Genomic DNA, 24,027 nt, shown 5'->3' on the forward strand with positions numbered 1-24,027 from the left:
GGGGTTGTCATGAGCCAGGGCTGGTCCAGGCGCGGGTTCCTGGGTGCGATGGCCGCGGGGAGCGCCTGCGCCCTGCTGCCGTTCGGGGCGGGTGCGGTTCCGGTGCGGCAGGCGCGGGTGCCGGGCTGGGTGTTCCGCGACGTGCTGCTTGTCGATGGCAGCGGACGGCCGGGACAGGCCACGGACGTGGTGGTGCTGGGCGACCGCATCCAGCACATCGGCCGGGTGCCGGCCGCGCAGGCGCGCGGGTTGCGCGTGGTGGAGGGCGGCGGCCGGGTACTGGCGCCGGGTTTCATCGACCTGCACACCCACGGCGACCCGCTGCAAGGGGCGTTCACGCCGTTCCTGGCGATGGGCGTGACCACCGTGGTGCTGGGGCAGGACGGCGGCAGCCCGGCCTTGGCGGATTCGGCGACTGCCGCGGACAGCCTGCCAGCATGGATGGACGCAGTGGAGCGGGCCACGCCGGACATCAACGTCGCCACGCTCTCCGGCCACGGGACGCTGCGGCGCCGCGCCGGCATCGACGACGGCACGCGCCGGCCGTCCGGCGCCCGGCTGGAAACACTGCAGTCGATCCTTGAGCAGGACCTGCGTGCCGGTGCCTTCGGCCTGTCCACCGGGCTGGAATACGTACCCGGCCGTTACGCGGAGCCGCGCGAGCTGGCCAGCCTTGGCCCGGTGGTCGCGCGCTTCGGCGGGGTGGCGATGAGCCACATGCGTTCGGAGGATGCCGACGAGGTGCGCGATTCGATCCGCGAGCTGGTGGTTGCGGCGGGCCCGGCACGGGCGCACGTCTCGCACCTGAAGATGGTCTACGGCAAGGGCGAGGCCGCGGCGGAGGAGTTGCTGGCCTTCCTGCAGTCGCTGCGCGGGGCGGAGCAGCCACTGACCGCGGACGCCTATCCCTACGAGGCGAGCTATACCGGCGTGGCGATCCTGTTCCCCGAGTGGGCGCTGCCGCCGGCCGACTACAACGCGGTGCGCCGGGCGCGCGGTGACGAACTGCGCGCGTACCTGCAGCGGCGCATGGAGCAGCGCGGCGGACCGGAGGCCTTGCTGTTCGGCACCGGGCCGCATGCCGGCCGCACCCTGGCGCAGGTCGCGGCGCAGCAGGAACTGCCCTTCGCCGAGGCCCTGCTGGACATCGGCCCCGGCGGCGGCCAGGCCGCGCACTTCGTGATGGACCGTGCCCTGCAGGACCGGTTGCTGCTGGACCCGCAGGTGGCGGTTGCCTCCGACGGCTCGCCGGGCGGCAGCCATCCCCGCGGCGCCGGCACCTTCGCCAAGTGGATCGAGGACTTTGCCGTCCGCCAGCCGCGCGTGAGCCTGGAAGAGGCGGTGCGCAAGGCGACGTCACTGCCGGCCTCGATCCTCGGCCTGCGCGATCGCGGCACGATCCGCCCGGGCGCCAGGGCCGACCTGGTGCTGTTCGATCCAGCCGGGATCCGCGCCCATGCGGACTACGTGGATCCCACCGCGATGGCGGAGGGGTTCGACCTGGTGGTGGTCAATGGCCAGCCTGCCCTGGAGGCGGGCGAGCCGGCCGGTCGGGCAGGGCGGCTGCTGCGCCGCGGCGCTACCATCCCCGTCCGCTCTCCCGCCACGAAGGATCACAGAAAATGAAACCCGCCCCCACAGCCCTCACCGCCCTGTCAGCCGCCCTCTTGGCCGCCTGCACCACCACCACGCCGGCCGGCGGCGACGCCATCCGCGAAGTCGCTTTCGACTGCACCAATGGCGAGACCCTGTCGGTGCGCTTCGACCAGGCCCGCGAACGGGCGACCCTGGTCCGCCACGGCAACGAAATCGAGCTGCCCCAGCAGGTCAGCGGGTCGGGCTTCATCTACAGCAACGGCCCCAACACCATCCGTGGCAAGGGCGATGCGCTGACGGTGGAGATCGGACGGATGGTGCCGATCGAATGCACCGCCCGGCCTGGCCGGAACTAGGCGCTTTCCGGCTCCAGCCTGAGCAGCCAGCCCTTGCCCTCGCGGGTGCCGTCCTCCAGCAGCCAGATCGCGCCGTCGGGACCCTGTTCGACCTCGCGGATGCGCCGGCCCATGTCGAAGCGCTCGGCTTCGCGGGCGCCGGCATCCTGGAACTGCACCCGGACCAGCGACATCGACGACAGGCCGCCGATGAAGCCGCTGCCGCGCCACCGCGGGAACAGGTCGCCGTCGTAGATGATGAAGCCGGCCGGCGAGATCACCGGGGTCCAGGTGATGATCGGCGCCCGGAGCTCGGGCCGGGTGTCGTGGTCGGGGATCGGCGTGTCGTCGTAGTGGTTGCCGTTGGAAACGACCGGGTAACCGTAGTTCTCGCCCTTCTCGATCAGGTTGAGCTCGTCGCCGCCCTTGGGTCCCATTTCATGCGCCCACAGCCGGCCCTTGGCATCGAAGGCCATGCCAAGGATGTTGCGGTGGCCGAGCGACCAGACCTGCGCGGCCACGCCGCCCTGATCGGCGAAGGGGTTGCCGTCGGGCACGCTGCCGTCCTCGTTCAGGCGCACGATCTTGCCCAGGTTGCCGGTCATGTCCTGGGCCGGGTCGAACGCCTTGCGCTCGCTGGAGCTGATCCACAGCATGCCGTCGTCGTCGAAGGCGATGCGGTAGCCGAAATGGCCGTCGCCGCTCTTCTTGGGCACCTGGCGCCAGATGACTTCCAGGTCCTCCAGCGCAGCGCCGCCGGCCTGGTCCTCCACCAGCCGGGCACGGGCGACCGCGGCGCCCATCAGGCCCCCGTCGCCGGCCTCGACGAAGCTGATGTAGACGAGCCGGTTGCCGTCGAAATCCGGGTGCAGGACCACGTCGCCGAGGCCGCCCTGGGCCACGTGCATGACCTCGGGGACGCCGGCGACGGTGGCGGTGGTGTCCGTTGCCGGGTCGTAGAGCTTCAGCGTCCCGGCCATCTCGGTCACCAGCAGGCGACCGTCGGGCAGGAAGGTCATCGCCCACGGTGCATCGAACCGAGCCACCTCGGTGGTGGTGAAGGCGTGGGTCGGCGCGTCGGCGGCCTGGCCTTCGCCGGTCGTGGCGATGCCGGTGGCAGGAGCGTCCGTGCTGGGCGCGGGCGCGGGGGTGGGATGGCTCTCGCCGCCGCAGGCCGCCAGCAGCCCGAGCGCGATACCGAGTACCAGTGAGTGCCTGGCCAGGTTCATGGTGACGCTCCGGTGGGGGATGAGCGAGAGGGTACCCGGAACCACCGGAGCGGGTCCCGGAGCGGTCGGGCGGACAGGTTGCCGCTCAGCCGCCGGCGGCGTGGTTCGCGGCCTCGTAGAACAGGCAGATCCTGCGCCCCTGTGCCTCGATCACCTGGATCGGCGTGTCGTACAGGTCGGACAGCCGCTCGCCGGTGATGATTTCCCCTGGCGGTCCTTCGCTGTGCACGCGCCCGTTCTTCATCGCAACGATGGTGTCGGAGTACCAGGAGGCGAAGTTGATGTCGTGCAGCACCACCACCACGGTGCGGCCCAGCTCGTCGGCGGCGCGGCGCAGCCGCTCCATCATCTGGCTGGAGTGCCGGATGTCGAGGTTGTTCAGCGGCTCGTCCAGCAGCAGGTAGTCGGTGTCCTGGCACAGCGCCATGGCCACGAACGCGCGCTGCCGCTGCCCGCCGGACAGCTCGTCCAGGTAGCGGGTGCGCAGCTCGTCCAGGCCGAGCCAGGCGAGCGAGCGGTCCACGTGCACCCGGTCGTCGGGGCCGGGGCGCCCGAGGTTGTGCGGATACCGGCCGAAGGCGACCAGGTCCTGCACCGTCAGCCTGACCGAAAGGTGGTTGTCCTGGCGCAGGATCGCCAGCCGCCTGGCCAGCAGGTTCGACGGCGTCCGGGCCACGTCCAGGCCATCGACCTCGACACTGCCGGAGTCCATCGCCAGCAGCCGGCTCACCATCGACAGCAGGGTCGACTTGCCGGCGCCGTTGGGGCCGATGATCGAGGTCACCCCGCCCGCGGGCAGGGTCAGCGATACGCCGTCGACCACCAGGTGGTCGCCATAGGCCTTTTGCAGGGATCGGGTGACGATCATCGCGCCGCGCCCCTCAGGATCAGGAAGATGAAGACGAGCCCACCAAGGAACTCGATGATGATCGACAGCGCGGTGCCGAAGGCGAACACCCGCTCCATGATCGTCTGCCCGCCGACCAGGCAGATGATCGCGACCAGGATCGAGATGGGCAGGACATAGCGGTGCCGGCCGTCGCCGGCCAGCGCATGGGCCAGGCTGGCCACCAGCAGGCCGAAGAAGGTGACCGGGCCGACCAGCGCGGTGGACACCGACACCAGCACCGCCATGATCACCAATACCTTCATCACCGTGGCCCGGTACTCCACGCCCAGGCCGATCGCGGCCGCGCGGCCGAGCGAGAGCACGTCCAGCATGCGGTACAGGCGCAGCAGGGCGATCGAGGCCGCCACCACGATCAGGGTGGAGATCCCCAGCAGGGTGCGGTCGATGGTGTTGAAGCTGGCGAAGAAACTGTCCTGCAGGACCATGAACTCGTTGGGGTCCATCATCCGCTGCATCAGGTTGGACAGGCTGCGGAACAGCACGCCGAACACGATGCCGACCAGCACCATCAGGTGCAGGCTGCGCTCGCCGCCGATGAACAGCCAGCGGAACAGCAGCACGCTGAAGCCGATCATCGCCACCACTTCCACCAGGAACTGCAGCCGCGCATCGACGGTGGCCAGCGTGGCGGAGGTGAAGAAGAACACGATGAGCGTCTGGATCAGCAGGAACAGCGTGTCGAAGCCCATGATCGCGGGCGTCAGGATGCGGTTGTTGGTCACGGTCTGGAACAGCACCGTCGACACCGCGATCGAGTACCCCACCAGCACCAGCCCCAGCAGCTTGGCGCCGCGGAAGGGCAGCACGAAGCCCCAGTTGCCACGCGCACCGACCAGCATGAAGCAGGCGATCGCGGCCAGCGCCAGCACCGACAGCACGGCGATCACCACCACCGGGCGCGAGGGCTGCCGCAGGACGGCGGGAAGGCGGAACTCAGGCAGTGCCATCGCGCTTGCGCAGCAGGAGGTAGAGGAAGATGCCGCTGCCCACGACGCCGACGACCACGCTGACCGGGATCTCGTACGGCGCCCGGACCACGCGCCCGAAGATGTCGCAGGCGAGCACGAAGGCGGCGCCGCCGGCGGCCACCCACGGCACCGCGCGGCGCATGTTGTCGCCCACCAGCAGGCTGACCACGTTGGGCACCACCAGTCCCAGGAAGGGGATGATGCCGACCGTCACCAGGACCACGGCGCTGATGACCGACACGATCACCAGCCCGACCATCATCACCCGGCGGTAGTTGAGCCCCAGGTTCACGGTGAAGTCCCGGCCCAGCCCGGCAACGGTGAAGCGGTCGGCCGCGATCCAGGACACCACCAGGCCGGCAAAGCCGAGCCACAGCAACTCGTAGCGGCCGCTGAGCACCCCCGAGAAGTCGCCCACCCGCCAGGCGAGCATCGTGCCCATGAGTTCATAGCGGTAGGCGAAAAAGGTGGTGACCGCCCCGATCACCCCGCCGAGCATGATCCCGACCAGTGGCGGCAGGAACACGTCGCGCAGCGGCACGAAGCGCAGGATCCGCACGAACAGCGCCGTGCCCGCGAGGGCGAAGCAGCCCGACACCGCCATCTTGGCCATCACCGGCCAGCCCGGTACCAAGAGGGTAGCGGCGAGGAAGCCCAGCGCCGCCGAGTCCGCGGTGCCGACGGTGGTCGGCTCGACGAAGCGGTTGCGGACGATCATCTGCATCACCAGCCCGGCGATCGCCATCGACGCGCCGGCCAGCATCGCCGCCAGCGTGCGCGGTAGGCGGCTCTCCAGCAGCACCAGCAGGTCGCGGTCGGCCACGCCCGAGGACAGCAACGCGGTGATCCGCACCGGGCTCACGCCGACGAACAGGCTGGTGAGGCCCAGTACCAGCAGTACCAGGACGGCAAGGGCCGGGGCCCGCAGGGACATGGGATTCTCGTGCACGGTCAAAACAGGCATCGCGGCCACGCCGCCGCCGGGCGTGGCCGCGTCGCCGCGGGCCATGTCAGGACCCCGCGCCGACGGCCTCCATGACCTGGTCGGCCAGGCGGGTGACGGCGGTGAAGCCGTGCATCACCACGTAGGCCGGCACCGGATCGAGGTAGACGATGTGGCCGTCCTTCCAGGCGCGGGTCTGGTGCACCAGGGCGTTGTCGAGCAGCTTCTGCGCCGCCCCGCCTTCGCTGGTGCCGATCCCGGCATCGCGGTCGACGACGAAGATCCAGGCCGGGTCGGCCTCGAGGATGAACTCGAAGGAGACCGCGTCGCCGCCGTGGAAGCGGTCGTCGACCTCGTCGCGGACCGGCTTGAAGCCCGCCTCGGTGAAGATCCAGCTCAGCCGCGAATCATTGCCGTAGACGCCCAGCCTGCCGGCGTTGGTCACCAGCACGATCGCCGTCCCGGCGTCGGCGGTGCGCTCGCGCAGTGCCGCGAACTTCCCGTCGATCTCGGCGTTGAGCTCGGCGGCGCGCTCCTGCTTGCCGAAGATCGCGCCCAGGGTGGTGACGTTCGCCTTGACGCCCTCGACCAGGTTGTCGTTGTCGACCGACAGGTCGATCGTCGGCGCGATCGCGGACACTTCGGAGAACTTGGTCCGGGAGCGCCCGGCGAGGATCACCAGGTCGGGCTGGGCGGCGCTGATCACCTCGTAATCGGGCTCCTGGAGCGTGCCGGTCTTCAGGTACGGCTCGGTCCCGTACTGCGCCAGGTAGTCGGGCAGTCCCCTGGCGGGGACGCCGATCACGGCGTCGACCCCGAGCGCATCGAGGATGTCGAGCACGGCGATGTCCTGCACGACCACGCGCTGCGGCTGCCGCTCCAGGACGATTTCACCCTGGCGGTGGGTGACCGGGATCGGGCCGGCCTCGCCCTGGGTAGCCGGGGTTTCGGTCGGGGTTCCTGCGCTGCCGGTCACCGTCCCCTCGCCGGGCGACGGGTTGGAGCACGCGGCCAGTGCGAGGACGAGCGCGGCCAGGATCAGGATCTTCTTGTTCATTACTGCCTCTTTCTAAGCCGGCCGGGTTGCGGCCGGGCCAGGTGATTCGCGCAATTGTCGGCGGTAATGAGAATCATTGTCAAAACGAATGCCCGGCGCGTGACCGGGCAAGGGGGATCACCGGCCCGTGGCTTCCTGTGCAAGGGACTCTTCCAGTGCGCTGAAGGCCGAGTGCCCGCCCAGGCGTTCATCCGGCATGCCGGTGGCGAACCAGAGCACGCCGGTGCCGGCGTCGTAGTCGAGCCACAGGCCGGATTGCAGGCCATAGGCGGAGCCGGAGTGGCCCACGCGGGCGACACCGTCGCCGAATGGCGCGTCGCGGCAGCCGTCCACCGCCGTGGCGAGGGTCTGGACGGCGAGGCCATAGCGGCAGAAGAAGCCGCCCTCCGTGTCGCCGTTGGGAGCGCCGGCATCACCGTTGTAGGTCCACAGCGGCGTGGCCAGGGTGCGGAGCGAAGCGGGCATCAGCAGGCGCACGCCGTCCAGTTCGCCCCCACCCAGGAGCAGCCGCCCGATCCGCGCCAGGTCGTTGGCCGAAATCCGCAGTCCGCCCTGCGGGGAGAACAGGCCGCCGTTCGTGCCCGGGCGCCATGCCGCGAGCTCGCAGCCCGCGTCACCGGCGAGCACGGGACAATCGGGGCGCTTCCCGCCCAGCCGGTCATTGGCCGGGTCGCCGTCGCCGTCGTAGAGCACCACTGCGCGGGCGATGGCATCGTCGCTGCAGCCGGTCCAGGTGAAACAGGCGTCGAGCCCGAGCGGGTCCAGTACCAGCCGATCCATCAGCCGGTCGAAACGCTCGCCGGTGGCGCGCTCCATGATCTGCGCCACCAGCGGGAAGTTGAGGTTGGTGTAGCGAAAGTACGTCCCGGGTGGATGCCCGCTGTCCCAGGCGCGCGGGTCATCGAGGATGCCGCGCAGCTGTCCGCCCAGCGGCGTCTGCCAGTAGCCGGCCTCATCGGTGAGGCTGGAGCGGTGCGAGAGCAGCAGGCGCAGCGTGACGGGGGTATCCGGGTAGGCGGGATTGCGCAGCGTCCATCCCAGTGCCGCGCTGACGTCGGCATCCAGGTCCAGCGTGCCGGCCTCGACCAGCCGCATCACCCCGATCGCGGTCACCAGCTTGGAGATCGAGGCGATCCGCACCGGGTCGTCCGCGGTGACCTCGCGGCCGGTGGCCCGGTCGGCCAGGCCGTCGGTGGCGGTCGCGGTAATGCCCTCGCGGTCGAAGGCGACGCGCACAGTGGCGACGGGGCTGGCGGCCTGCGCCAACGGCGCCGACAGGAGAAGCAGGGCGGGCAGGAGGAACCGGTTCATGTTCCCGATGGTAGCGGCAGCAACCCCGCCTCCACCGCGAAGGCCCGCCGGGACGATGCGACGTTGACGGATCACGCGGTATCCAGGGGCAGCCACGGTGAGAGCCGCGTTCCCATGCCAGTCCGAATCCGCACTTCCGGTTGCCTGCCCGGCATCATCGCCTCGGTCGTCCTCACGATCGTGCTCAACCTGCTGCTGCGGGCGTGCACCTCGTGACGCCGGCCGCCGGGCCGATTTTCCGGGTCGGCTGCGCCGGCTGGTCGATTCCCTCGCGCCACGCGCCCCTTTTTGGCGAGGGTGAAAGCCACTTGGCGCGCTACGCCACCCGCTTCTCGGTGGTCGAGGTCAACTCGACCTTCTACCGCCTGCACCTGCCGCGGACCTTCGAGCGCTGGGCGGCCACGGTGCCGGACGACTTCCGGTTCTCGGTCAAGATGCCGCGTTCGATCACCCATGAGGCGCGGCTGCGTGCCGTGGGCACGGCGCTGTCGGTGTTCCTCGATCCGGTCGCCGCGCTGGGTCCCAAACTGGGTGGGATGCTGGTGCAGTTGCCGCCGAGCCTCGCGTTTGATGCGCGGGTGGCCGACACGTTCTTCGCGATGCTGCGGCGTCGGACCCCGGTGCCGGTCGCCTGCGAACCGCGCCACGCCAGCTGGTTCGATCCGGCCATCGACAGCCTCTGGGACCGGTATGGGATTACGCGGGTCGCGGCCGACCCGGCGCGGCTGCCGGCGGCGGCACATCCGGGCGGGTGCGCGGCAGGTTGGCGCTACTGGCGCTGGCACGGCTCGCCACGCGTGTACTACAGCCGCTACGACGACGCCGCGCTGCAGTCGCTCGCGGCGGCGATGCGCGCGCGGGCCGCGCCGGCGGCGCCGGCCTGGTGCATCCTCGACAACACCGCGGCCGGCCATGCCATCGAGGACGCCGCGCGGCTGCAGGCCTTGCTCGATCGGGTGGACGGATAGAACCGCCCGGATCAGCGGGCGAGGGTGACCTTCTCCACGGCGTAGCCGCCGGTGGTGCGTACCCAGACGTTGACCTCGGGGCCGGCGGCGTTGCTGCCGCCCAGGGTGGGTGGTTCGCCTTCCGGCAGGCGCGGTTCGAACACCACCTGCACCACGCCGTCCCGGGACGGGTTCACGTGGACGGTGTAGTCATCGAGCTGCGAAGCCGGAGCCTTTTCGGCGAAGGCGGGCAGGGCGGTGGCGAGGGCGCGCACGGCGGCCCCGTCGAGTTCAAGTGCGCGTGTGTCCATGGGCTGGGTGCCGGTGGCGAAGGCGGCGGTCGCGAAGGTGGTCATGATCAGCAGTCCCGTAAGCAGGAGGTTCTTCAAGGCGGCGGTCCAGTTTCAGGGGATGGACCGGCGTACGCCGGGGCGGGTCAGACCGGAATCATGATACCGGGCGGCGGCAGGTCCGGCTGGCGGTCCTCGCGGCCGCGGGTGCCTTCCTGGATCACCGTGTCCTGGCGGGTCGCCGAATCGTACCTGCGGAAATCGCCGCTGGGCGTGGACACGTAGATCACCGGGCCCCAGTAGCCGCCGTCGGCGACGCGCTTGTCCTGCTGCGAGAAGTGGTCGCTGTTGAACTGGTCGCCGTCCTTGTCGGTCCGGGTGCCGTCGGCCTTCGAGTAGTCGGCATGGCCGTGGTAGCAGGCCTCCAGCGCCATGCCCTCCGGCTGCGGCACCTGGCTGGGGTCGAAGCCGTCGAGGGTGCCCGGCATCGGGGTGGTGACGAAGAACTCGCCGGCCGCGTTGCTGAAGACCAGCCCGCCGTTCTCGAGGTTGATCTCGATGGATAGCGGGTTGGAGTAATTCATCATCTCGATGGCGGCCGCATCGTTGCTCGGGAACGGGCCCAGGGCGGTGCCCGGCGGCACCAGCGGCGCGACTTCGGCGACGTTGACCGGAATCGTGCGGTCGGCGGCGATCGCCTGCGCGCCCTGCTGCGCCAGCACCTCGTCGGTCAGGGTGCCGTTGGCCTCCAAGCCGGCGATCAGGTCGTAGGCCTGCCCGCGCTGTTCCGGCGTGGCCGCCTGCGCGGTGAAGCGGTCGACCAGTCCTTCGTAGCGCGGGTTGTCGCGGAGGGGCTGGAGGGCCTCGATGCCGCGGGCGGCGTCAACAGCGGCGTGGGAGATTGCGGATACGGTCATGGCCAGGGGTCCATACGATGGCGTGCGGACCGTTGTCGCCCTTCCCGGGCGTCGTGGCAATCTGGGGAAACCCCGTGGTCGGGCAAGCCCGGGGTCGATCAGGGCACCGGATTGCCGTCGCGGTCCACCACCAGCCGCACCCGCTTTCCGTCGTGATAGAAGCTCGCCCGGTAAAGCCCCTCGTCCGCGCCGGTGCCGCGCTCGCACAGCACGGTGATCTGCTGCGTGTCCATCAGCCGCCGGAACTCGTCGACCGCCAAGCCAAGCCCGCAAGCCACCAGCGCGCCGTCGATCTCGACAGTGTGCGAGGGGTTCAAGTCGATGGGGATGGCGCGGCCCATCGGGGATCTCCAGGGTTTGTGACGGTCCCAGCCTGGCGCCCATGGATGGGGGGCGCCATGACCTGGGTCAGTCATTCCGGATCGAACCCGTCGGCGGGCATGAGTACCAGAGGCGCACATTCCGCCGCGCTGCATCCCCAGTGGCGGATTTCCTTCCCGGACCGCCACACCGCGGTGCCCCCTCCACCTATGGAGAAGGACCAGTCGTGCTGCGCGGCTCGCAGTTCGCCACTGACCGCGCATGACACCTGGTAGAAACCGGAATATGGCGCGTCGTCATGCTCGGTTGCGAGCCGGAAAAATCGCATGACCTGGGTCGGCGTGAGCCGCCACTCGTGGCAGGCACGTTCCAGCGCTGGATCATCGGAAGTCCCGGTATAACGGGCCGCGTCGACAGAGAGCACCTCAATTCCGCCTGTCGCGGCTGTGGCCGTACCAACTCGCTGATCCGCTGAGGCGCATGTGGCGATGCCCGCGCATGCACACGCGATCACCAGCAATACGACCCCGTGGTTGCTCATGGCTCCTCACCATGAATGTAGAGGCCGGCACCTTCTCCGCCCTTCTTGTAGGAGATGACGTCGTGCTCGTGCACGTCCGTATCAGTCAGGTCGTAAGTGCGTTTCAGTATTCGCACGAGGGTCCGGATCGACTCGGTCTGCTCGGCAGTCGGTGCTTCCCACGTGGCTTGATCAGGATCGTCCGGTCCACAGTTGGTGAGGCATTGGGACACGACTTCGATCCCGACACTGTCTTCGTTCAACGGGAAGCGATCGGGATAAGGCTTTGTTTTTTCGTGATTGTGGATCTTCGTGGGCGCCCATCCCCAGCTCCGGATCCGCTCTGATTCTTCCATGGAACAGGTGCCTTCGTGATAGCACCGCGATTTGATTTTGCCGACGTGGTGGGTGTGCTTGAGCAGGCTGGCTGTCTGGACGGGTGGAGGATTCGCCTACGGCCACGAACCGGGTCATACCGCTGCCTCTTCGCCCAGCTCGATCCGCACCACTTCGGATTTCCCGCTGGTGACCAGGTGGGTGGCGCCGGCGCGGTCGGTCGTGCCTTGTTCATTCGTGCCATTACTGCGCAGGATGCGATAGGCGCGATGAGCCAGTGGCTTTCCGGTCTCGGCAGACCTGAGGATAAAGGTTTCGCTGAAAGTTCCGTCGTCTGCAGCAGCATTTGCAGCCTCGGGTGGCCGCATGGCAGCAATCAGTCCCTGCATGGTGGCAGGTCCTGTGGAGGCCGCATGGATCGAGCGCTTTGGCCTTGCGGACGCTGCGCGACCGCCTCCAGCATCAAGAAACACCCGCACCTGCTCCACCCCCATCACCGAGCACCCGCACGACAGCTTGCTGCCATGCAGGGCCACGGGCTGGCCGTCGATGAGGGTGGTGGTGTCGCCGTCGACGATCAGGAAGCTGCCCTGGTGCTTCGGGCAGGTCGCGCTGTCGTTGACGCGGGCGACGGGCTTGCCGTCGATGTCGGTGAATGGCGAGCCGGTGATCACCTTGCCGCCGCTGCTGGTGGGGTCGCCCACCACGATCCACATCCTTGTCATGGCCGGTCCTTTCCCTGGGACCGGCCAAGTCTAGCGCAAGGTTCCCGCCAGCCACCGTGCGGGCGCGGTGGTCACTCGCGCTCGAGCAGGCGCTTGCGCGGCATCTTTTCCTCGCGCGTGGCGGCATGCCACGCGAAGGAGGCGACGATCGCGGCGGCCTGCTTCAGGTCTTCCGGCTCGATGTGGTCGCGGGTGTCCAGGTGGCTGTGGTGGACGTTGCTGAAGTAGTCCAGCCGGTCCTGGATGAACTGGAAGCCGGGCAGGCCGACCGCGTCGAAGGAGATGTGGTCGGTGCTGCCGGTGTTGCGGGTGGCCACGGTGGTCGCGCCGACGTCATGGAAGGGCTCGAGCCAGGCCTGGAAGATCGGCACCGCCGCCAGGTTCTCCTGGGCGTAGATCCCGCGGAAGCGGCCCGAGCCGTTGTCCATGTTGAAGTAGGCCGAGAAACGCTCGTAGTCGCGCTTGCGCTGCAGCGGGCCGGTCGGATCGCGCAGCGAGCCGGGCAGCGCCTGCTGGGCCGGGTCGTTCGGTTCGGGGTAGGCGGCGAAGTGGTCGGCGACGTAGGCGCGCGAGCCGATCAGGCCCTGCTCCTCGCCACTCCACAGGGCGACCCGGATGGTGCGGTCGGGCTGGGCGCCCACGGCCTTGAGGATGCGCATGGCTTCCATCATCACCGCCACGCCGGCGGCGTTGTCGGCCGCGCCGGTGCCGGTGTGCCAGGAGTCCATGTGGGCGCCGAGCATCACGATCTCGCCGGCCTTGCGGCCCTTGCCGGGGATCTCGGCCACGGTGTTGTGGCCGGGCTGGTCGGCCTCGTCGGTGAAGCGGGCGTCCACGTCGACGCGCAGGCGTACGCTCTCGTCGCGCTCGAGCGCACGCACCAGCTGGTTGTAGTGCTCGGCGGCCATGGCCAGCTCGGGGATGCCCGCCGACTCGCCGGCCTTGCGCGATCCGCCGCCGCCGACGCGGATGATGCCGTTGTCCCAGCCGCTGATGCTGATCGCGGCCAGGGCCCCTTCCTCGACGAAGAACGCGTTCGTGGCCTTCGCCAGTTCCTGGCGCTCGGTGTACTTCTTCACCCGCTCGGCGCGGTCGTCCTTCTCGTCCTTCGGCACGGCGAAGGCCTGCAGTTCGGCCAAGCCGGCGTCGTCGTGGCGGTGGGAGTCGGGCTTCTCTCCGCGCGCGTACTCGCGCTCCTCGCTCAGCAGCAGGATCCGGCCGGCCAGTTTGCCCCGGTACTTCTCAAGGTCCGCGGCCTTTTCGATCTTGACCAGCAGGGCCTCGCCCTCGACCGGACCGTCGGTACCCGGGGTCCAGGCCTTGGGCAACGCATGCAGCGGCAGCTGGCGCGGGCCAAGCATCTGCACGCTGGCGTGGGTGAATTCCCAGCCGCGGCCGAAGTCGAAGGCTTCATCGTGAACGTTGGCCAGCCCCCACTCGTTGAACTTGCCACGGGTCCAGTCGTTGGCCTCGGCCATCTGCGGCGAGTTGGTCAGCCGCGGGCCGATGCCTTCGGTCAGGTGGGTGAGGGTGGCCATCACCTGGGAGTTGTGGAAGGCCTCCTGGCGGATCCTGCTCACCATGTCCAGGTCCACCGGCTCGCTGGCCATCGCGGCACCGCTGACTCCCAGGCACACCAACATCACGCAACGCTTCAGCATCTCGACCCCCCGGCGCCCGGACGGCGCGCTTGAAGCGGTCGACTTTATCCGCTCGCGACGCAGGTTCGCCGGGCCGTTGGTCATGCCGCCGGCGTTTGCGGCAAAAGACGCAAGGTCGGCGGAAAAAACCTGCCACGCGCCCCCGCGCGGCGGATAATGCGCCACTGCCCCGTCCCGTCCCCACGATGCCCGAGTCCCCTGCCATGCCCACGGCTGCGCCCCGCCTGCAGCCGCGGGTATTGATCCCGCTGTGCCTGTTCCTGCTCTACGTGGTGTGGGGCTCGACGTACCTGGGCATCCACTTCGCCTTGGAGAGCTATCCGCCGTTCCTGCTGGCCGGGCTGCGGTTCTCGGCCGCCGGGGTGCTGCTGTACGGGTTCCTGCGCTGGCGCGGGATGGCGCCGCCGAGCCGGACGCAGTGGCGCAATGCGGCGGTCACCGGGCTGTTGCTGCTGGGCATGGGCAACGGCCTGGTGTGCTTTGCCGAGGAGCGGGTGAGTTCTGGGATCGCGGCGGTCGCGGTGTCGAGCATGCCGCTGTTCGCCGCCGCCTTTGGCGGGCTCTATGGCAACTGGCCCTCCCGGCGAGAGGCGCTGGGCCTGATGGTCGGCTTTGCCGGGGTGGTGCTGCTGAACCTGGGCAGCGGGCTGTCGGGCGAGCGGATCGGGGCAGTCGCCCTGCTGGTCGCCGCGGCGGCCTGGGCCTTCGGTTCTGTCTGGAGCCGGCGCCAGGACATGCCGGCGGGACCGATGAACACCGCCGCGCAGATGCTGTGCGCGTCGGTGGCGCTGCTGGCGGTCGGCTTCGGAACCGGGGAGCGGCTGCCGGCCGAACCCACGCTCAAGGCCACGCTGTCGCTGGCCTACCTGGCGCTGTTCGGCTCGATCGTCGCCTTCAGCGCCTACCTCTACGTGCTGCGCCATGCGCGACCGGCGATCGCCACCAGCTACGCCTACGTGAATCCGCCGGTGGCGGTGCTGTTCGGGGTGGTGCTGGCGGGCGAGAGCGTCGGGCCCCGGGACATCGCCGGCATGCTGGTGATCCTCGCCGGCGTCGCCGTCATCACCCTGGCCGGTCGCTCAGGCAAGCGCAAGCTCAATCCCCGGGCGCCCTGACACGGCGGGCCTGCCCCGCCGGGCGGGCCGCAGGCCGGCTCAGGTGCCCTGGCCGGGGTCCGTGGCGGCAGGCTCGTCCTGCTTGGCGGCCTTGGCGGCGCGCTTGCGTGCTTCCTTCTCTTCCTTCTGCTTCTTCTTGGCGATCTCGCGCTGGCGCTTTTCGAACGAGTAGTTGGGCTTGGCCAATGGGCTCTTCCGTGTGGGGTGGAACGGCCAGTGTACGCGTGCGGGCCAGGGCAGTCCCCGGGGGGCGGCAACGACGCGGCACTAACGGCGGGCCCAGCACTGTCGGGATATTCAACCGGAGGATCCCGACATGGCGCGCGACATCCTGAAGACACTCAAGTCCGAGCACGACGAACTGCGCAAGCTGTTCGACCAGGTGAACGACACCACCGACCGCGCGCGCAAGACGCGTACCGACCTGCTCGAGCGCATCGAGGCGAGCTTCATGCCGCACGCCAGGTGGGAGGAGCAGGTGTTCTACCCGGAGTTCCGCAAGCGCGCAGACCGTGACGGGCTCAAGACCCACGCCGAAGCGGTCGCCGAGCACAAGGCGGTGGAGGAAACCGTGATTCCCGACGTGCATGCGGCGGAGGTCGACACCCCCGAATTCGCGGGACGGATCAAGGTGTTCGGGGAGATGGTCGAGCACCACGCCAGGGAGGAGGAACAGACCATGTTCAAGATGGCGCGCGAGCTGTTCACCACGGAGGAGCGCGCGCAGCTGGACGAGGACTACGAGCAGTGGAAGCAGTCCGCCCAGGGACGTGAAGCGATGGTCGCCGCGCAGGCGAAGACCGGGATGAAGGATGCCGGTCGCCGGATGACCCACTGAAGGTCGCTGCTGCGACGAGTGCCGGAATCGACGCCGGCACGCGCACCCCGGCATGGGCCGGGGTGCGGTGGAGTGACGGGGTGGGCCAGGCTTACTGGACCTGGATCGTGCCCCGCATCAGTGCGGAATGACCGGGGAAGCTGCAGAAGAACTTGTACGGCCCATTGCCCTGGATCCCGCTGGCCGCGAAGGTCACCGACGTAGTCTCGCCGCCGCCGACCAGGTCGGTGTGGGCGATGACCCGCTCGTCATCCGGATCGACATAGTTGTCGTCGGCCCCGGCCGACAGCCCGGCCGATGCGACCGCCTGCATGTCGGCGGCGCGGGTGATCACCACGTTGTGGCCCATCGCCGCGACCGGCAGCTGGCCGCTGTGGTGCAGGTTGATGGTGAAATCGCTGCACGAGGCCGGCACGGTGATCGAGCCGACGTCAAACTGCATCGCGTCGTTGCCCTCGATGGTCGTGCTGCAGTCGTTCACGACCGCCGCGGGCTTGTTGCCGCTGGCGCCTGCTGCGGGTGCCGCCGTGTCGGTTCCCGTGTTGCCGGCCGTTCCGGTGCTGCCCGCCGGTTGCGCCGGGGGCGTGGTCGCCGCCGGGGGCGTGTTGCCGGCGCCCATGGCGCTGTCCGGGGCCGTGTCGCCAGCGACCGGGGGCGGGGTGGCGGCGGTGTCCCGGTCGCGCGGTGGCGTGTCATTGCCGCCACAGGCGGCCAGGGCGAGCGCGCAGGACGCGGTCAACAGGGTGAGCTTGATGTTCATGTGGGGGAATCCTCCTTCGTGAAACCCGGTCGCCATGATTCGCCCCCGGCCCCGTGCGTGCCGTGAAGACGCCTCCCCGGGGAACGGGCACGCCGGTGCGGCCGCTGGCACCTCCCACGGCAGGAGTCCATCATTCAGTGCACCCACGATGCAGGACCCATGATGGCAAGCGAGCGCTTCTACCCGATCGGCACGCCCGGTACCCCCTGGTCCGACAGCGAGAAGGCCGAGTGGCTCGGCCGCCAGTCCCGCCGGCGCAGCTACCGCGACGAGGTGGTATCGGCCATCGACGGCCTGCGTGATCGCTTCGATGTCATCCAGTACGGCGAGCTGGACTACGACGGTGAGTCGTTCCCGCTCCATGCATTGCGCAGCCGCGACTGGCGCGGCGACCTGCCGGTGGTGCTGGTCACCGGCGGCGTGCACGGCTACGAGACCAGCGGCGTGCATGGCGCGCTGCAGTTCGCCCGCGAGGATGCGGCCGGGTACGCGGGGCGGGTGAACCTGCTGATCGCACCGGCCGTCAGTCCCTGGGGCTATGAGCGGATCCATCGCTGGAACCGGCATGCGGTGGACCCGAACCGTTCCTTCCGCCCCGACAGTCCCGCCGGCGAGTCGGCGGCGCTGATGGCGCTGGTCGAGCCCCTGCGCGGGCAGGTGCTGCTGCACATCGACCTGCACGAGACCACCGACACCGACGAATCGGAGTTCCGCCCGGCACTGGCCGCGCGCGACGGAACGCCTTTCGAGCCGGGCAGGATCCCCGACGGCTTCTATCTCGTCGGCGACAGCGAGAACCCGCAGCCGGAGTTCCAGAAGGCGATCATCGACGCGGTCGAGCGCGTCACCCACATCGCGCCGGAAGACCCGGGTGGGGGCCTCATCGGCGCGCCGCTGGCCCAGCGTGGGGTGATCAACTATCCGCTGGCCCGGCTCGGGCTGTGCGCCAGCGTCACCGGCGCGCCCTACGTCACCACCACCGAGGTCTATCCCGACAGCCCGCAGGCAACCCCGCAGCAGTGCAACGACGCGCAGGCGACGGCGGTGCGGGCGGCGATCGACTTCGTCCTGGCGCAGGGCTGACGTCGAACGGGCGAGGCTCCCGCCGGTAATGGCCTAGGACGTCGCAGGCGCGCTGGCGTCCTGCAGCAGGCGGGCGAACGCCTCGGGCGGCATGGGCCTGGCGATGCAGAAGCCCTGCGCGGCATCGCAGCCGGCGGCGGCAAGCCAGTCCAGCGTGGCCTGGTCCTCGATGCCTTCCGCGGTGACCGAGGCGCCGAGGTCGTGGGCCAGGCTGATGGTGGCGCGCACGATGGCCTGGTCCGACTGCGAACCCACCACGTTGGCCACGAACGACTGGTCGATCTTCAGCTCGTCGGGCCCGAGGCGCCGCAGGTTGGTCAGCGACGAGTGGCCGGTGCCGAAATCGTCGACCGAGATGCGGATGCCATGCGCGCGCAGCCGGGGAATCGCGGCGGCCACGCGTTCGGGATCGCGCATCATGTCGGTTTCGGTGACCTCGAGGATCAGCTGGGGCCCCGGCCGCGCCGCCGCGCCGATGACCGCGTCGACGAGCGCGCCGTCGGCGAGGTCGTTGGCCGAAACGTTCACCGCCAGCGAGAGCGCCTGCCCATGGCCGGACCACTGCCGCATGGTGGCCAGGCCGGCGCGGATCAGGTACAGCGTCATCTCGCCGATCGCCTCGGCCTGTTCGGCAAGCGGGACGAAGGCCGCGGGGGGCAGGGGCCCGTGGCGCGGATGGTTCCAGCGCACCAGCAGCTCGGCGCCCAACCAGCGCCGGGTACGCAGGTCGAGTTTTGGCTGCAGCGCGTACCCGAGCTGGCCGGCGGCCAGTGACTCGCGCAGCTCCGCCAGAAGGGTGAGGTTGCGCGGGTCGGGTTCCAGGGTGACGTTGTAGGCCAGGCGGCGGACGCCCAGCCGTTCGGCCGCCTCCAGTGCAAGCCGCGCCGCCCGCATCAGTGAAGGCGCATCCGCGCCATCGTGGGGGAATACGGCGATTCCGATACGGGTACGCAGGTCGATCGGAAGGTCGCGCAGGCTGATCCGTTGCGACAACAGCGTCCGCAGCTGTTCGGTCGCCATGCCTGCCTGTTCGGCATCGCCGACACCCGGCAGGACGACGGCGAAGCGGCCGGGTCCGAGGTAGGCGACATCGCTCCTGCCGTGGGTGGAGGCCAGCCGCGCGGCCACGATCGCCTCCAGGTCCCGGCTGGTGGCTTCCCCGGCCAGGTTCTGGACCATGTCCAGGCCGAGCAGGCGGATCTTGGCCAGCGCGAAGCCCGGAGTGCCGGGCGTCCATTTGCCGGCACGCAGCGCCAGCTGCTCCAGCAGCGCCGGCTGTCCGGGCAGGACCGCCAGCTGGGTCGCGCCGCTGCCCGGTGCCTGGGCCTGCCCGCGCGCTGCCGGGCCGCCGCCCGCGATCGCCTGTCCGGCCCGCCGGCGCCAGAGCAGCAACGCAAGGTACAGGGCGAGGATCGCCGCCACCCCGGCGACCATCGGCCAGGCACCGGCCGGCGCGTGTTGCCGGCCCAGGTTGCCGATCCATGCCACGTAGAGCCGGTCCTGCTCGCCGCTCACGCGCAGCCGGTCGAGGCCGTCGTTGAGCTGCCCGACCAGTTCAGGGCGTTGGCGCGAGACGGCGAGCACGTACTGCCGCTCGAGCAGGGGAGGGCTGAGCGCGATCACCCCGTCCAGGCCCTCCTTGGCCACGGTCTGGTAGCCGATGCTGGTCGGCACCAGCGCGTACTCCGCCTCGCCACGGGCGACCGCGGCCAGTGCCGTGGATTCGCTGGCAAGCTCGAGCAGCCTGGGTCCGGTCCTTCCCATCGCCCGGAGTGCCTCCCACGCCAGGCTCGCCTTCTGGACCGCGACCACCGAGCCGGCGAGCTCCTCCAGCGATCCGACCGCGGGCGTGCCGATGGTGCCGAAGACGGCGTGGTAACGCAGCAGGTAGGGCCGGGTGAACAGGAAGCGGTCCTCGCGCGGCGAGGAGGCGAACATCGGCACCACGTCCAGTTCGCCACGCTCGAGCCGCTTCAGCGAGGCATCCCAACCGCCCAGTTCGAAACGCACCTGCATCCGCTGGTCACGCGCCAGCAGCCGGATGAGTTCGACATCGAAGCCGGTGGCCCTGCCGTGCTCATCGATGAACTGGAATGGCGGGTACTCCGCGTCGCCACCGACCACCAGCGTGGGATCACCGGTCTGGCCATGCGCCGGGCGCGGCGTGGGCGACAGGACGACCAGCAGCACCAAGGCCAACAGGGCTCGGATTGCGGGTCCGAACGTGTTGCTGGCAGGTGGCGCGGCGGTTCCCATCGAATCCCCGGTTCATGGAAGGCGTGCAGCCCTGTTTAGCACGAACCGTTAAGTCGGGGTTCACGACCGCTCCACGTCCCGGCGCCGCGCATGGGGTTTCGGAGGCGGAACGGCCTGGCGGCTATGGGTCCAACCCGTCGAGCATCGCCTGCACGTGCCGGGCCGGGTTCATGTCCGAGTGCACCGCCGCGATGGTGCCGTCCTGCGCGATGACGTAGGACGTGCGGCTGGACATGTCGCCGCTCCCGGTCACCGCGTCGTAATCGGCCGCGATCGCCGCGCCTTCGTCGGCGGCCACCGGGAACTTCCCGGCGCAGGTGGCGGTGTCATTGGAGAACGCGCGCAACTGGTCGATGTTGCCGGCGGTCACGCCGATGACGGTCGCGCCCTTTCCCCTGAAGGCGTCGATGTTCTGCGAGAACAGCGAGGCCTCCAGGTTGCAGCCCGGGGTATTGGCGGCCGGGAAGAAGTACACCACCACCGGCCCACCACGCAGTGCGTCGGCGAGGCTGAACTGGAACGCTTCGCCGGCCAGCCAGCCCGGCGCGCTGAAGTCCGGCGCCGGGTCGCCCGGCTTGAGCGCGGCCGAGGCGGGCTGCGCACAGGCGGCGGCGAAGGTGAGCGCAAGGGCTGCGGCGAGGCTCTTGAGGATGTTCATGGTCATGCATCCTACGCCGCCGGCGCTTTCACGTGGTGCCGCCTAGCCTGCCGCTTCCAGTCACGGGAGCGGGCGATGGACCAGTGGGACTGCATCATCGTCGGTGCCGGGCCGGCGGGGCTGTCCGCGGCCTTGTACCTGGCCCGGTTCCGGCGCCGGGTGCTGGTGGTGCATGACGGCCGCTCGCGCGCGCTGCGCATCCCGGTGACCCACAACGTGCCCGGCTTCCCCGACGGGGTCGAGGGTCCCGCGCTGGTCGCACGCATGACCCGCCACGCCGAGCGGTACGGTGCCGTGGTGCGCGAGGGCGAGGTGGTCCAGGCGGCCGCGGGCGGACCGGGATTCATCCTCACCCTCGCCGGCAGCCGTGAGCAGTTGCGGGCGCGCAGTCTGGTCCTGGCGACCGGCCTGTACATGGAGCAGGTGCCACTGGACGACGGGGTGCACGAAGCGGCCATCGGCGCCGGCATCCTGCGCTATTGCCCGGTCTGTGACGGCTACGAGCACATCGACGAGCGCATCGGCGTGATCGGCTCGGATGGCCACGGCGCGAACGAGGCGCTGTTCCTGCGCCGCTTCTCCGCCGACATCACCCTGGTGCCACTCAACAGCAGCGAGCTGGATCCCCGGGACCGTACCCGGCTGCAGCGCGCCGGCATCGCCGTGGTGGACCGCCCGGTCATCCATCACGCACCACGGGGCGATTGTTACCAGGTCCAGATCGAGGGCGACGAGGCACCGCTGTCCTTCGACGTCGTCTACCCCGCACTGGGTGTCCGCCAGCGCGTGGAGCTCGCGGTCATGCTCGGCCTGGAACTGGGGGAGGAGGGCACGACCCACGCGCGCTCACCGCTGGGGACCGACGTGCCCGGGCTGTATTGCGCCGGGGACATCGTCGAGGGCCTGGACCAGATCAGCGTGGCGATGGGCCACGGGGCGCTAGCCGCCACCCGCGCGCACAACTGGCTGCGCGAACGCGAACCGCCAACTTTCGACACTGCGCCCGGGGTGCCGGAACGGGTAAAAGGGGGGTTGGACCAGCACGCTACCGGGGAACCCCCTTGAAGAAGACCTTGCTTTCCGCGGCGACCGCCGTCGCGCTCAGCCTCGTTGCCGCGCCCGCGGCCCTCGCCCACGATGCATGCCTGGACGAGGCCTGCCACGCCCTGTCGCTGGTCGACGCGGGTGATCATGCCGGCGGCGCTGCCACCGACCCGATCCAGGCCACCCGCTTCGGCACCTGGGGCATCGATACCGCCGGCATGGATCCCACCGTCGAGCCCGGCGCGGACTTCTTCGCCTATGTCAGTGGCGCCTGGGCGCAAGGCACCGAGATCCCGTCCGACCAGTCGATGTACGGCTCGTTCCTGGTCCTGCGTGACCTGTCCGAGGCGCGCGTGCACCAGCTGCTGGAAAGCTACCGCCTGGGTGATCCGGCCGGCACCGACAACCAGGCCAAGCTGGCCGCCCTCTACCAGGGCTTCATGGACGAGCAGGCGGTGGAGGCGCTTGGCGCCCGGCCACTGCAGCCGCATCTGGAGGCCATCCGCGCGGTCGACAGCAAGGAGGCCATGGCGCGCCTGATGGGCCAGCGCAATGCCAGCTTCGGCGGCAGTTTCTTCGGCCATTACGTGTCCGATGACCAGCGCAACCCGGATACCTACACCCTGTACCTGAGCCAGTCCGGCCTGGGCCTGGGCGACCGGCAGATGTACCTGGACGAGAAGTTCGCCCCGCAGCGCGAGCGCTACGTCGAGTACATCGCGCAGATGCTCGGACTGGCCGGCTGGGACGACCCGGCGGGCAACGCCGACCGGATCATGGCGATGGAGACGAAGATCGCCGAGGCCCACTGGACCCGCGCCGAAAGCCGCGACCGCGACAAGACCTACAACCCGGTGGTGCTGGCCGAACTGGGTACCCTCGCGCCCGGATTCCCATGGCCGGCCTACCTGGCCGCCGCCGGCGTGGACTACGCCGAAAACGGGGTGATCCGCCAGGACAGCGCGTTCCCGGAGATTGCCGCGATCTTCGCCGGCACCGACCTGGACACGCTGAAGGCCTGGCAGGCCTTCCACACCACCGACAACGCCGCCTCGCTGCTGTCGAGCGACTTCGCCGATGCCGAGTTCGAATTCCGCAGCCGGTTCCTGTCCGGCCAGCCCGAGCAGCGCGCACGCTGGAAGCGCGCCGTTGCCTACGCCTCCTCGGCGATGGGCGAGGCGATCGGCCAGGACTACGTGAAGCTGTACTTCCCGCCCGACGCCAAGGCCAAGATGGACGAGCTGGTGGCCAACGTGAAGGCCGCCATGGGCGCGCGCCTGGACCAGCTGGAGTGGATGAGCCCGGCGACCAAGGCCGAGGCGCACGCCAAGCTCAAGGGCTTCGGGCTGAAGATCGGCCATACCGAGAAGTGGCGCGACTACGACGGCCTGCAGCTGGCCAACGGCGACGTGTTCGGCAATGCCGAGCGCGCCATGGCCTTCGAATGGGACTACCGCAAGGGCCGCATCGGCCAGCCGGTGGACCTGACCGAGTGGGGGATGACCCCGCAGACCGTCAACGCCTACTACAACTCGGTCAAGAACGAGATCGTGTTCCCGGCCGCGATCCTGCAGCCCCCGTTCTTCGATCCGGATGCCGACCCGGCGGTCAACTACGGCGCCATCGGCGGGGTGATCGGCCACGAAATCGTCCACGGCTTCGACGACCAGGGCCGCAAGTCCGACGGCGAGGGCCTGCTGCGTGACTGGTGGACCGCCGAGGACGCGGCGAAGTTCGAGGAGCAGGCGGCGAAGCTGGGCGCGCAGTACGAGTCCTACGAGTTCCCGCAGCTGCCGGGCATGCACATCAACAGCCGGGTGGCGATGGGCGAGAACATCGGCGACCTGGGTGGCCTGACCATCGCGCTGGAGGCCTATCGCCGCTCGCTGGACGGCGGGGAAGCGCCGGTGATCGACGGCTTCACCGGCGAGCAGCGCCTGTTCATGGGCTGGGCCCAGGTCTGGCGCACGCTGTGGCGCGATGATGCCCTGCGCCAGCAGCTGGTCAACGGCACCCACTCGCCGGGCCACATCCGCGCCTTCGCGCCGCTGCGCAACATCGACGCCTGGTACGACGCGTTCGGCGTCACCGAGGCCGATCCGCTGTGGATCGCGCCCGAAGACCGGGTGCGCATCTGGTAAGGCAAGAAGGCCCCCGAAAGGGGGCCTTCCTCGTTATGGACGCCGCCGGCTCCCCAACCGACGTGG

25 protein-coding genes are annotated in these 24,027 nt (G+C 69.8%); 8 read left to right on the top strand and 17 right to left on the bottom strand.

Translation table 11 applies throughout. From position 1 onward, the window contains the following. The first annotated feature begins 9 nt into the window (after positions 1–9). Positions 10–1,626: an amidohydrolase family protein gene (locus LY625_RS09925; protein WP_233740044.1), complete on the top strand. Its 1,617-nt coding sequence runs from the start codon at positions 10–12 to the stop codon at positions 1,624–1,626. Next, a complete protein-coding gene (locus LY625_RS09930) occupies positions 1,623–1,952 on the top strand; it encodes an MliC family protein (protein ID WP_233740045.1) in 330 nt (109 codons plus the stop codon). Before LY625_RS09925 ends, LY625_RS09930 begins: the two co-directional genes overlap by 4 nt. Here the strand turns inward: LY625_RS09930 and LY625_RS09935 are convergent. The 6 genes from LY625_RS09935 to LY625_RS09960 all read right to left on the bottom strand — a co-directional run bounded on the left by LY625_RS09935 (position 1,949) and on the right by LY625_RS09960 (position 8,349). Beyond that, on the bottom strand, positions 1,949–3,160 hold the full coding sequence (locus LY625_RS09935; RefSeq protein WP_233740046.1) for a PQQ-dependent sugar dehydrogenase: 1,212 nt from the start codon (positions 3,158–3,160) through the stop codon (positions 1,949–1,951). The genes LY625_RS09930 and LY625_RS09935 overlap by 4 nt on opposite strands. Before the next feature lie 85 nt (positions 3,161–3,245). After that, positions 3,246–4,028, bottom strand: coding sequence for an ABC transporter ATP-binding protein (locus LY625_RS09940; RefSeq protein WP_233740047.1), 783 nt, complete (start codon positions 4,026–4,028; stop codon positions 3,246–3,248). Beyond that, positions 4,025–5,017, bottom strand: a complete 993-nt coding sequence (locus tag LY625_RS09945) for an iron chelate uptake ABC transporter family permease subunit (protein WP_233740048.1) — start codon at positions 5,015–5,017, stop codon at positions 4,025–4,027. The genes LY625_RS09940 and LY625_RS09945 overlap by 4 nt, the downstream gene beginning before the upstream one ends. Further along, positions 5,004–5,972, bottom strand: coding sequence for an iron chelate uptake ABC transporter family permease subunit (locus LY625_RS09950; protein WP_233740049.1), 969 nt, complete (start codon positions 5,970–5,972; stop codon positions 5,004–5,006). Before LY625_RS09950 ends, LY625_RS09945 begins: the two co-directional genes overlap by 14 nt. Before the next feature lie 76 nt (positions 5,973–6,048). Then, positions 6,049–7,038, bottom strand: a complete 990-nt coding sequence (locus tag LY625_RS09955) for a siderophore ABC transporter substrate-binding protein (protein ID WP_233740050.1) — start codon at positions 7,036–7,038, stop codon at positions 6,049–6,051. 117 nt (positions 7,039–7,155) lie between these two features. Next, complete coding sequence (locus LY625_RS09960; protein ID WP_233740051.1) at positions 7,156–8,349, bottom strand: serine hydrolase domain-containing protein; 1,194 nt, start codon at positions 8,347–8,349, stop codon at positions 7,156–7,158. A gap of 203 nt (positions 8,350–8,552) precedes the next feature. On the opposite strand from LY625_RS09960, the gene LY625_RS09965 reads away from it, so the two are divergent. Then, a complete protein-coding gene (locus tag LY625_RS09965) occupies positions 8,553–9,317 on the top strand; it encodes a DUF72 domain-containing protein (RefSeq protein WP_233740052.1) in 765 nt (254 codons plus the stop codon). An 11-nt stretch (positions 9,318–9,328) separates the two neighbouring features. Here the strand turns inward: LY625_RS09965 and LY625_RS13400 are convergent, their stop codons facing one another. From LY625_RS13400 to LY625_RS10000, 7 genes are all read right to left on the bottom strand, one after another. Beyond that, positions 9,329–9,685 (bottom strand): hypothetical protein, encoded by a 357-nt coding sequence (locus LY625_RS13400; RefSeq protein WP_255703439.1) that lies wholly within the window; start codon positions 9,683–9,685, stop codon positions 9,329–9,331. A 47-nt stretch (positions 9,686–9,732) separates the two neighbouring features. Next, entirely contained in the window at positions 9,733–10,503 is a 771-nt protein-coding gene (locus LY625_RS09975) for a DUF4329 domain-containing protein (RefSeq protein WP_233740053.1), read from the bottom strand. 98 nt (positions 10,504–10,601) lie between these two features. Beyond that, positions 10,602–10,844, bottom strand: coding sequence for a DUF6522 family protein (locus tag LY625_RS09980; RefSeq protein ID WP_233740054.1), 243 nt, complete (start codon positions 10,842–10,844; stop codon positions 10,602–10,604). 71 nt (positions 10,845–10,915) lie between these two features. Further along, positions 10,916–11,365, bottom strand: a complete 450-nt coding sequence (locus LY625_RS09985) for a hypothetical protein (protein WP_233740055.1) — start codon at positions 11,363–11,365, stop codon at positions 10,916–10,918. Beyond that, entirely contained in the window at positions 11,362–11,700 is a 339-nt protein-coding gene (locus LY625_RS09990) for an N-acetylmuramoyl-L-alanine amidase (RefSeq protein WP_233740056.1), read from the bottom strand. The genes LY625_RS09985 and LY625_RS09990 overlap by 4 nt, the downstream gene beginning before the upstream one ends. Positions 11,701–11,814: 114 nt before the next feature. Then, positions 11,815–12,384, bottom strand: a complete 570-nt coding sequence (locus LY625_RS09995; RefSeq protein ID WP_233740057.1) for a PAAR domain-containing protein — start codon at positions 12,382–12,384, stop codon at positions 11,815–11,817. A 92-nt stretch (positions 12,385–12,476) separates the two neighbouring features. Then, entirely contained in the window at positions 12,477–14,066 is a 1,590-nt protein-coding gene (locus tag LY625_RS10000; RefSeq protein ID WP_233740105.1) for a M20/M25/M40 family metallo-hydrolase, read from the bottom strand. A 203-nt stretch (positions 14,067–14,269) separates the two neighbouring features. Between LY625_RS10000 and yedA the strand changes: the two genes are divergently transcribed. Continuing rightward, positions 14,270–15,181 (top strand): drug/metabolite exporter YedA, encoded by a 912-nt coding sequence (gene yedA, locus LY625_RS10005; protein WP_233740058.1) that lies wholly within the window; start codon positions 14,270–14,272, stop codon positions 15,179–15,181. Between the two features lie 39 nt (positions 15,182–15,220). Here yedA and LY625_RS10010 read toward each other — a convergent pair whose 3' ends face one another. Next, positions 15,221–15,367 (bottom strand): hypothetical protein, encoded by a 147-nt coding sequence (locus tag LY625_RS10010; RefSeq protein ID WP_233740059.1) that lies wholly within the window; start codon positions 15,365–15,367, stop codon positions 15,221–15,223. 130 nt (positions 15,368–15,497) lie between these two features. Between LY625_RS10010 and LY625_RS10015 the strand changes: the two genes are divergently transcribed. Next, the gene (locus tag LY625_RS10015) at positions 15,498–16,019 is read left to right on the top strand and encodes a hemerythrin domain-containing protein (RefSeq protein WP_233740060.1); all 522 of its coding nucleotides are present in this window, start codon (positions 15,498–15,500) and stop codon (positions 16,017–16,019) included. 91 nt (positions 16,020–16,110) lie between these two features. Here the strand turns inward: LY625_RS10015 and azu are convergent, their stop codons facing one another. Then, positions 16,111–16,779: an azurin gene (gene azu, locus LY625_RS10020; RefSeq protein ID WP_233740061.1), complete on the bottom strand. Its 669-nt coding sequence runs from the start codon at positions 16,777–16,779 to the stop codon at positions 16,111–16,113. A 162-nt stretch (positions 16,780–16,941) separates the two neighbouring features. Here azu and LY625_RS10025 point away from each other — a divergent pair, with 162 nt between their 5' ends. Then, complete coding sequence (locus LY625_RS10025) at positions 16,942–17,862, top strand: M14 family metallocarboxypeptidase (RefSeq protein ID WP_233740062.1); 921 nt, start codon at positions 16,942–16,944, stop codon at positions 17,860–17,862. Between the two features lie 33 nt (positions 17,863–17,895). On the opposite strand, the gene LY625_RS10030 is transcribed toward LY625_RS10025, so the two are convergent. Together LY625_RS10030 and LY625_RS10035 are read right to left on the bottom strand one after the other, a co-directional pair. Further along, complete coding sequence (locus tag LY625_RS10030; protein ID WP_233740106.1) at positions 17,896–20,052, bottom strand: EAL domain-containing protein; 2,157 nt, start codon at positions 20,050–20,052, stop codon at positions 17,896–17,898. Positions 20,053–20,239: 187 nt separating this feature from the next. Next, positions 20,240–20,776, bottom strand: a complete 537-nt coding sequence (locus LY625_RS10035; RefSeq protein WP_233740063.1) for a peroxiredoxin — start codon at positions 20,774–20,776, stop codon at positions 20,240–20,242. 75 nt (positions 20,777–20,851) lie between these two features. Here LY625_RS10035 and LY625_RS10040 point away from each other — a divergent pair, with 75 nt between their 5' ends. Together LY625_RS10040 and LY625_RS10045 are read left to right on the top strand one after the other, a co-directional pair. Next, a complete protein-coding gene (locus LY625_RS10040; protein ID WP_233740064.1) occupies positions 20,852–21,841 on the top strand; it encodes an NAD(P)/FAD-dependent oxidoreductase in 990 nt (329 codons plus the stop codon). After that, positions 21,838–23,961, top strand: coding sequence for a M13-type metalloendopeptidase (locus LY625_RS10045; protein WP_233740065.1), 2,124 nt, complete (start codon positions 21,838–21,840; stop codon positions 23,959–23,961). Before LY625_RS10040 ends, LY625_RS10045 begins: the two co-directional genes overlap by 4 nt. Positions 23,962–24,027: the final 66 nt, after the last annotated feature.

This window comes from Lysobacter sp. GX 14042, from assembly GCF_021390425.1.
Classification (GTDB): domain Bacteria; phylum Pseudomonadota; class Gammaproteobacteria; order Xanthomonadales; family Xanthomonadaceae; genus Novilysobacter.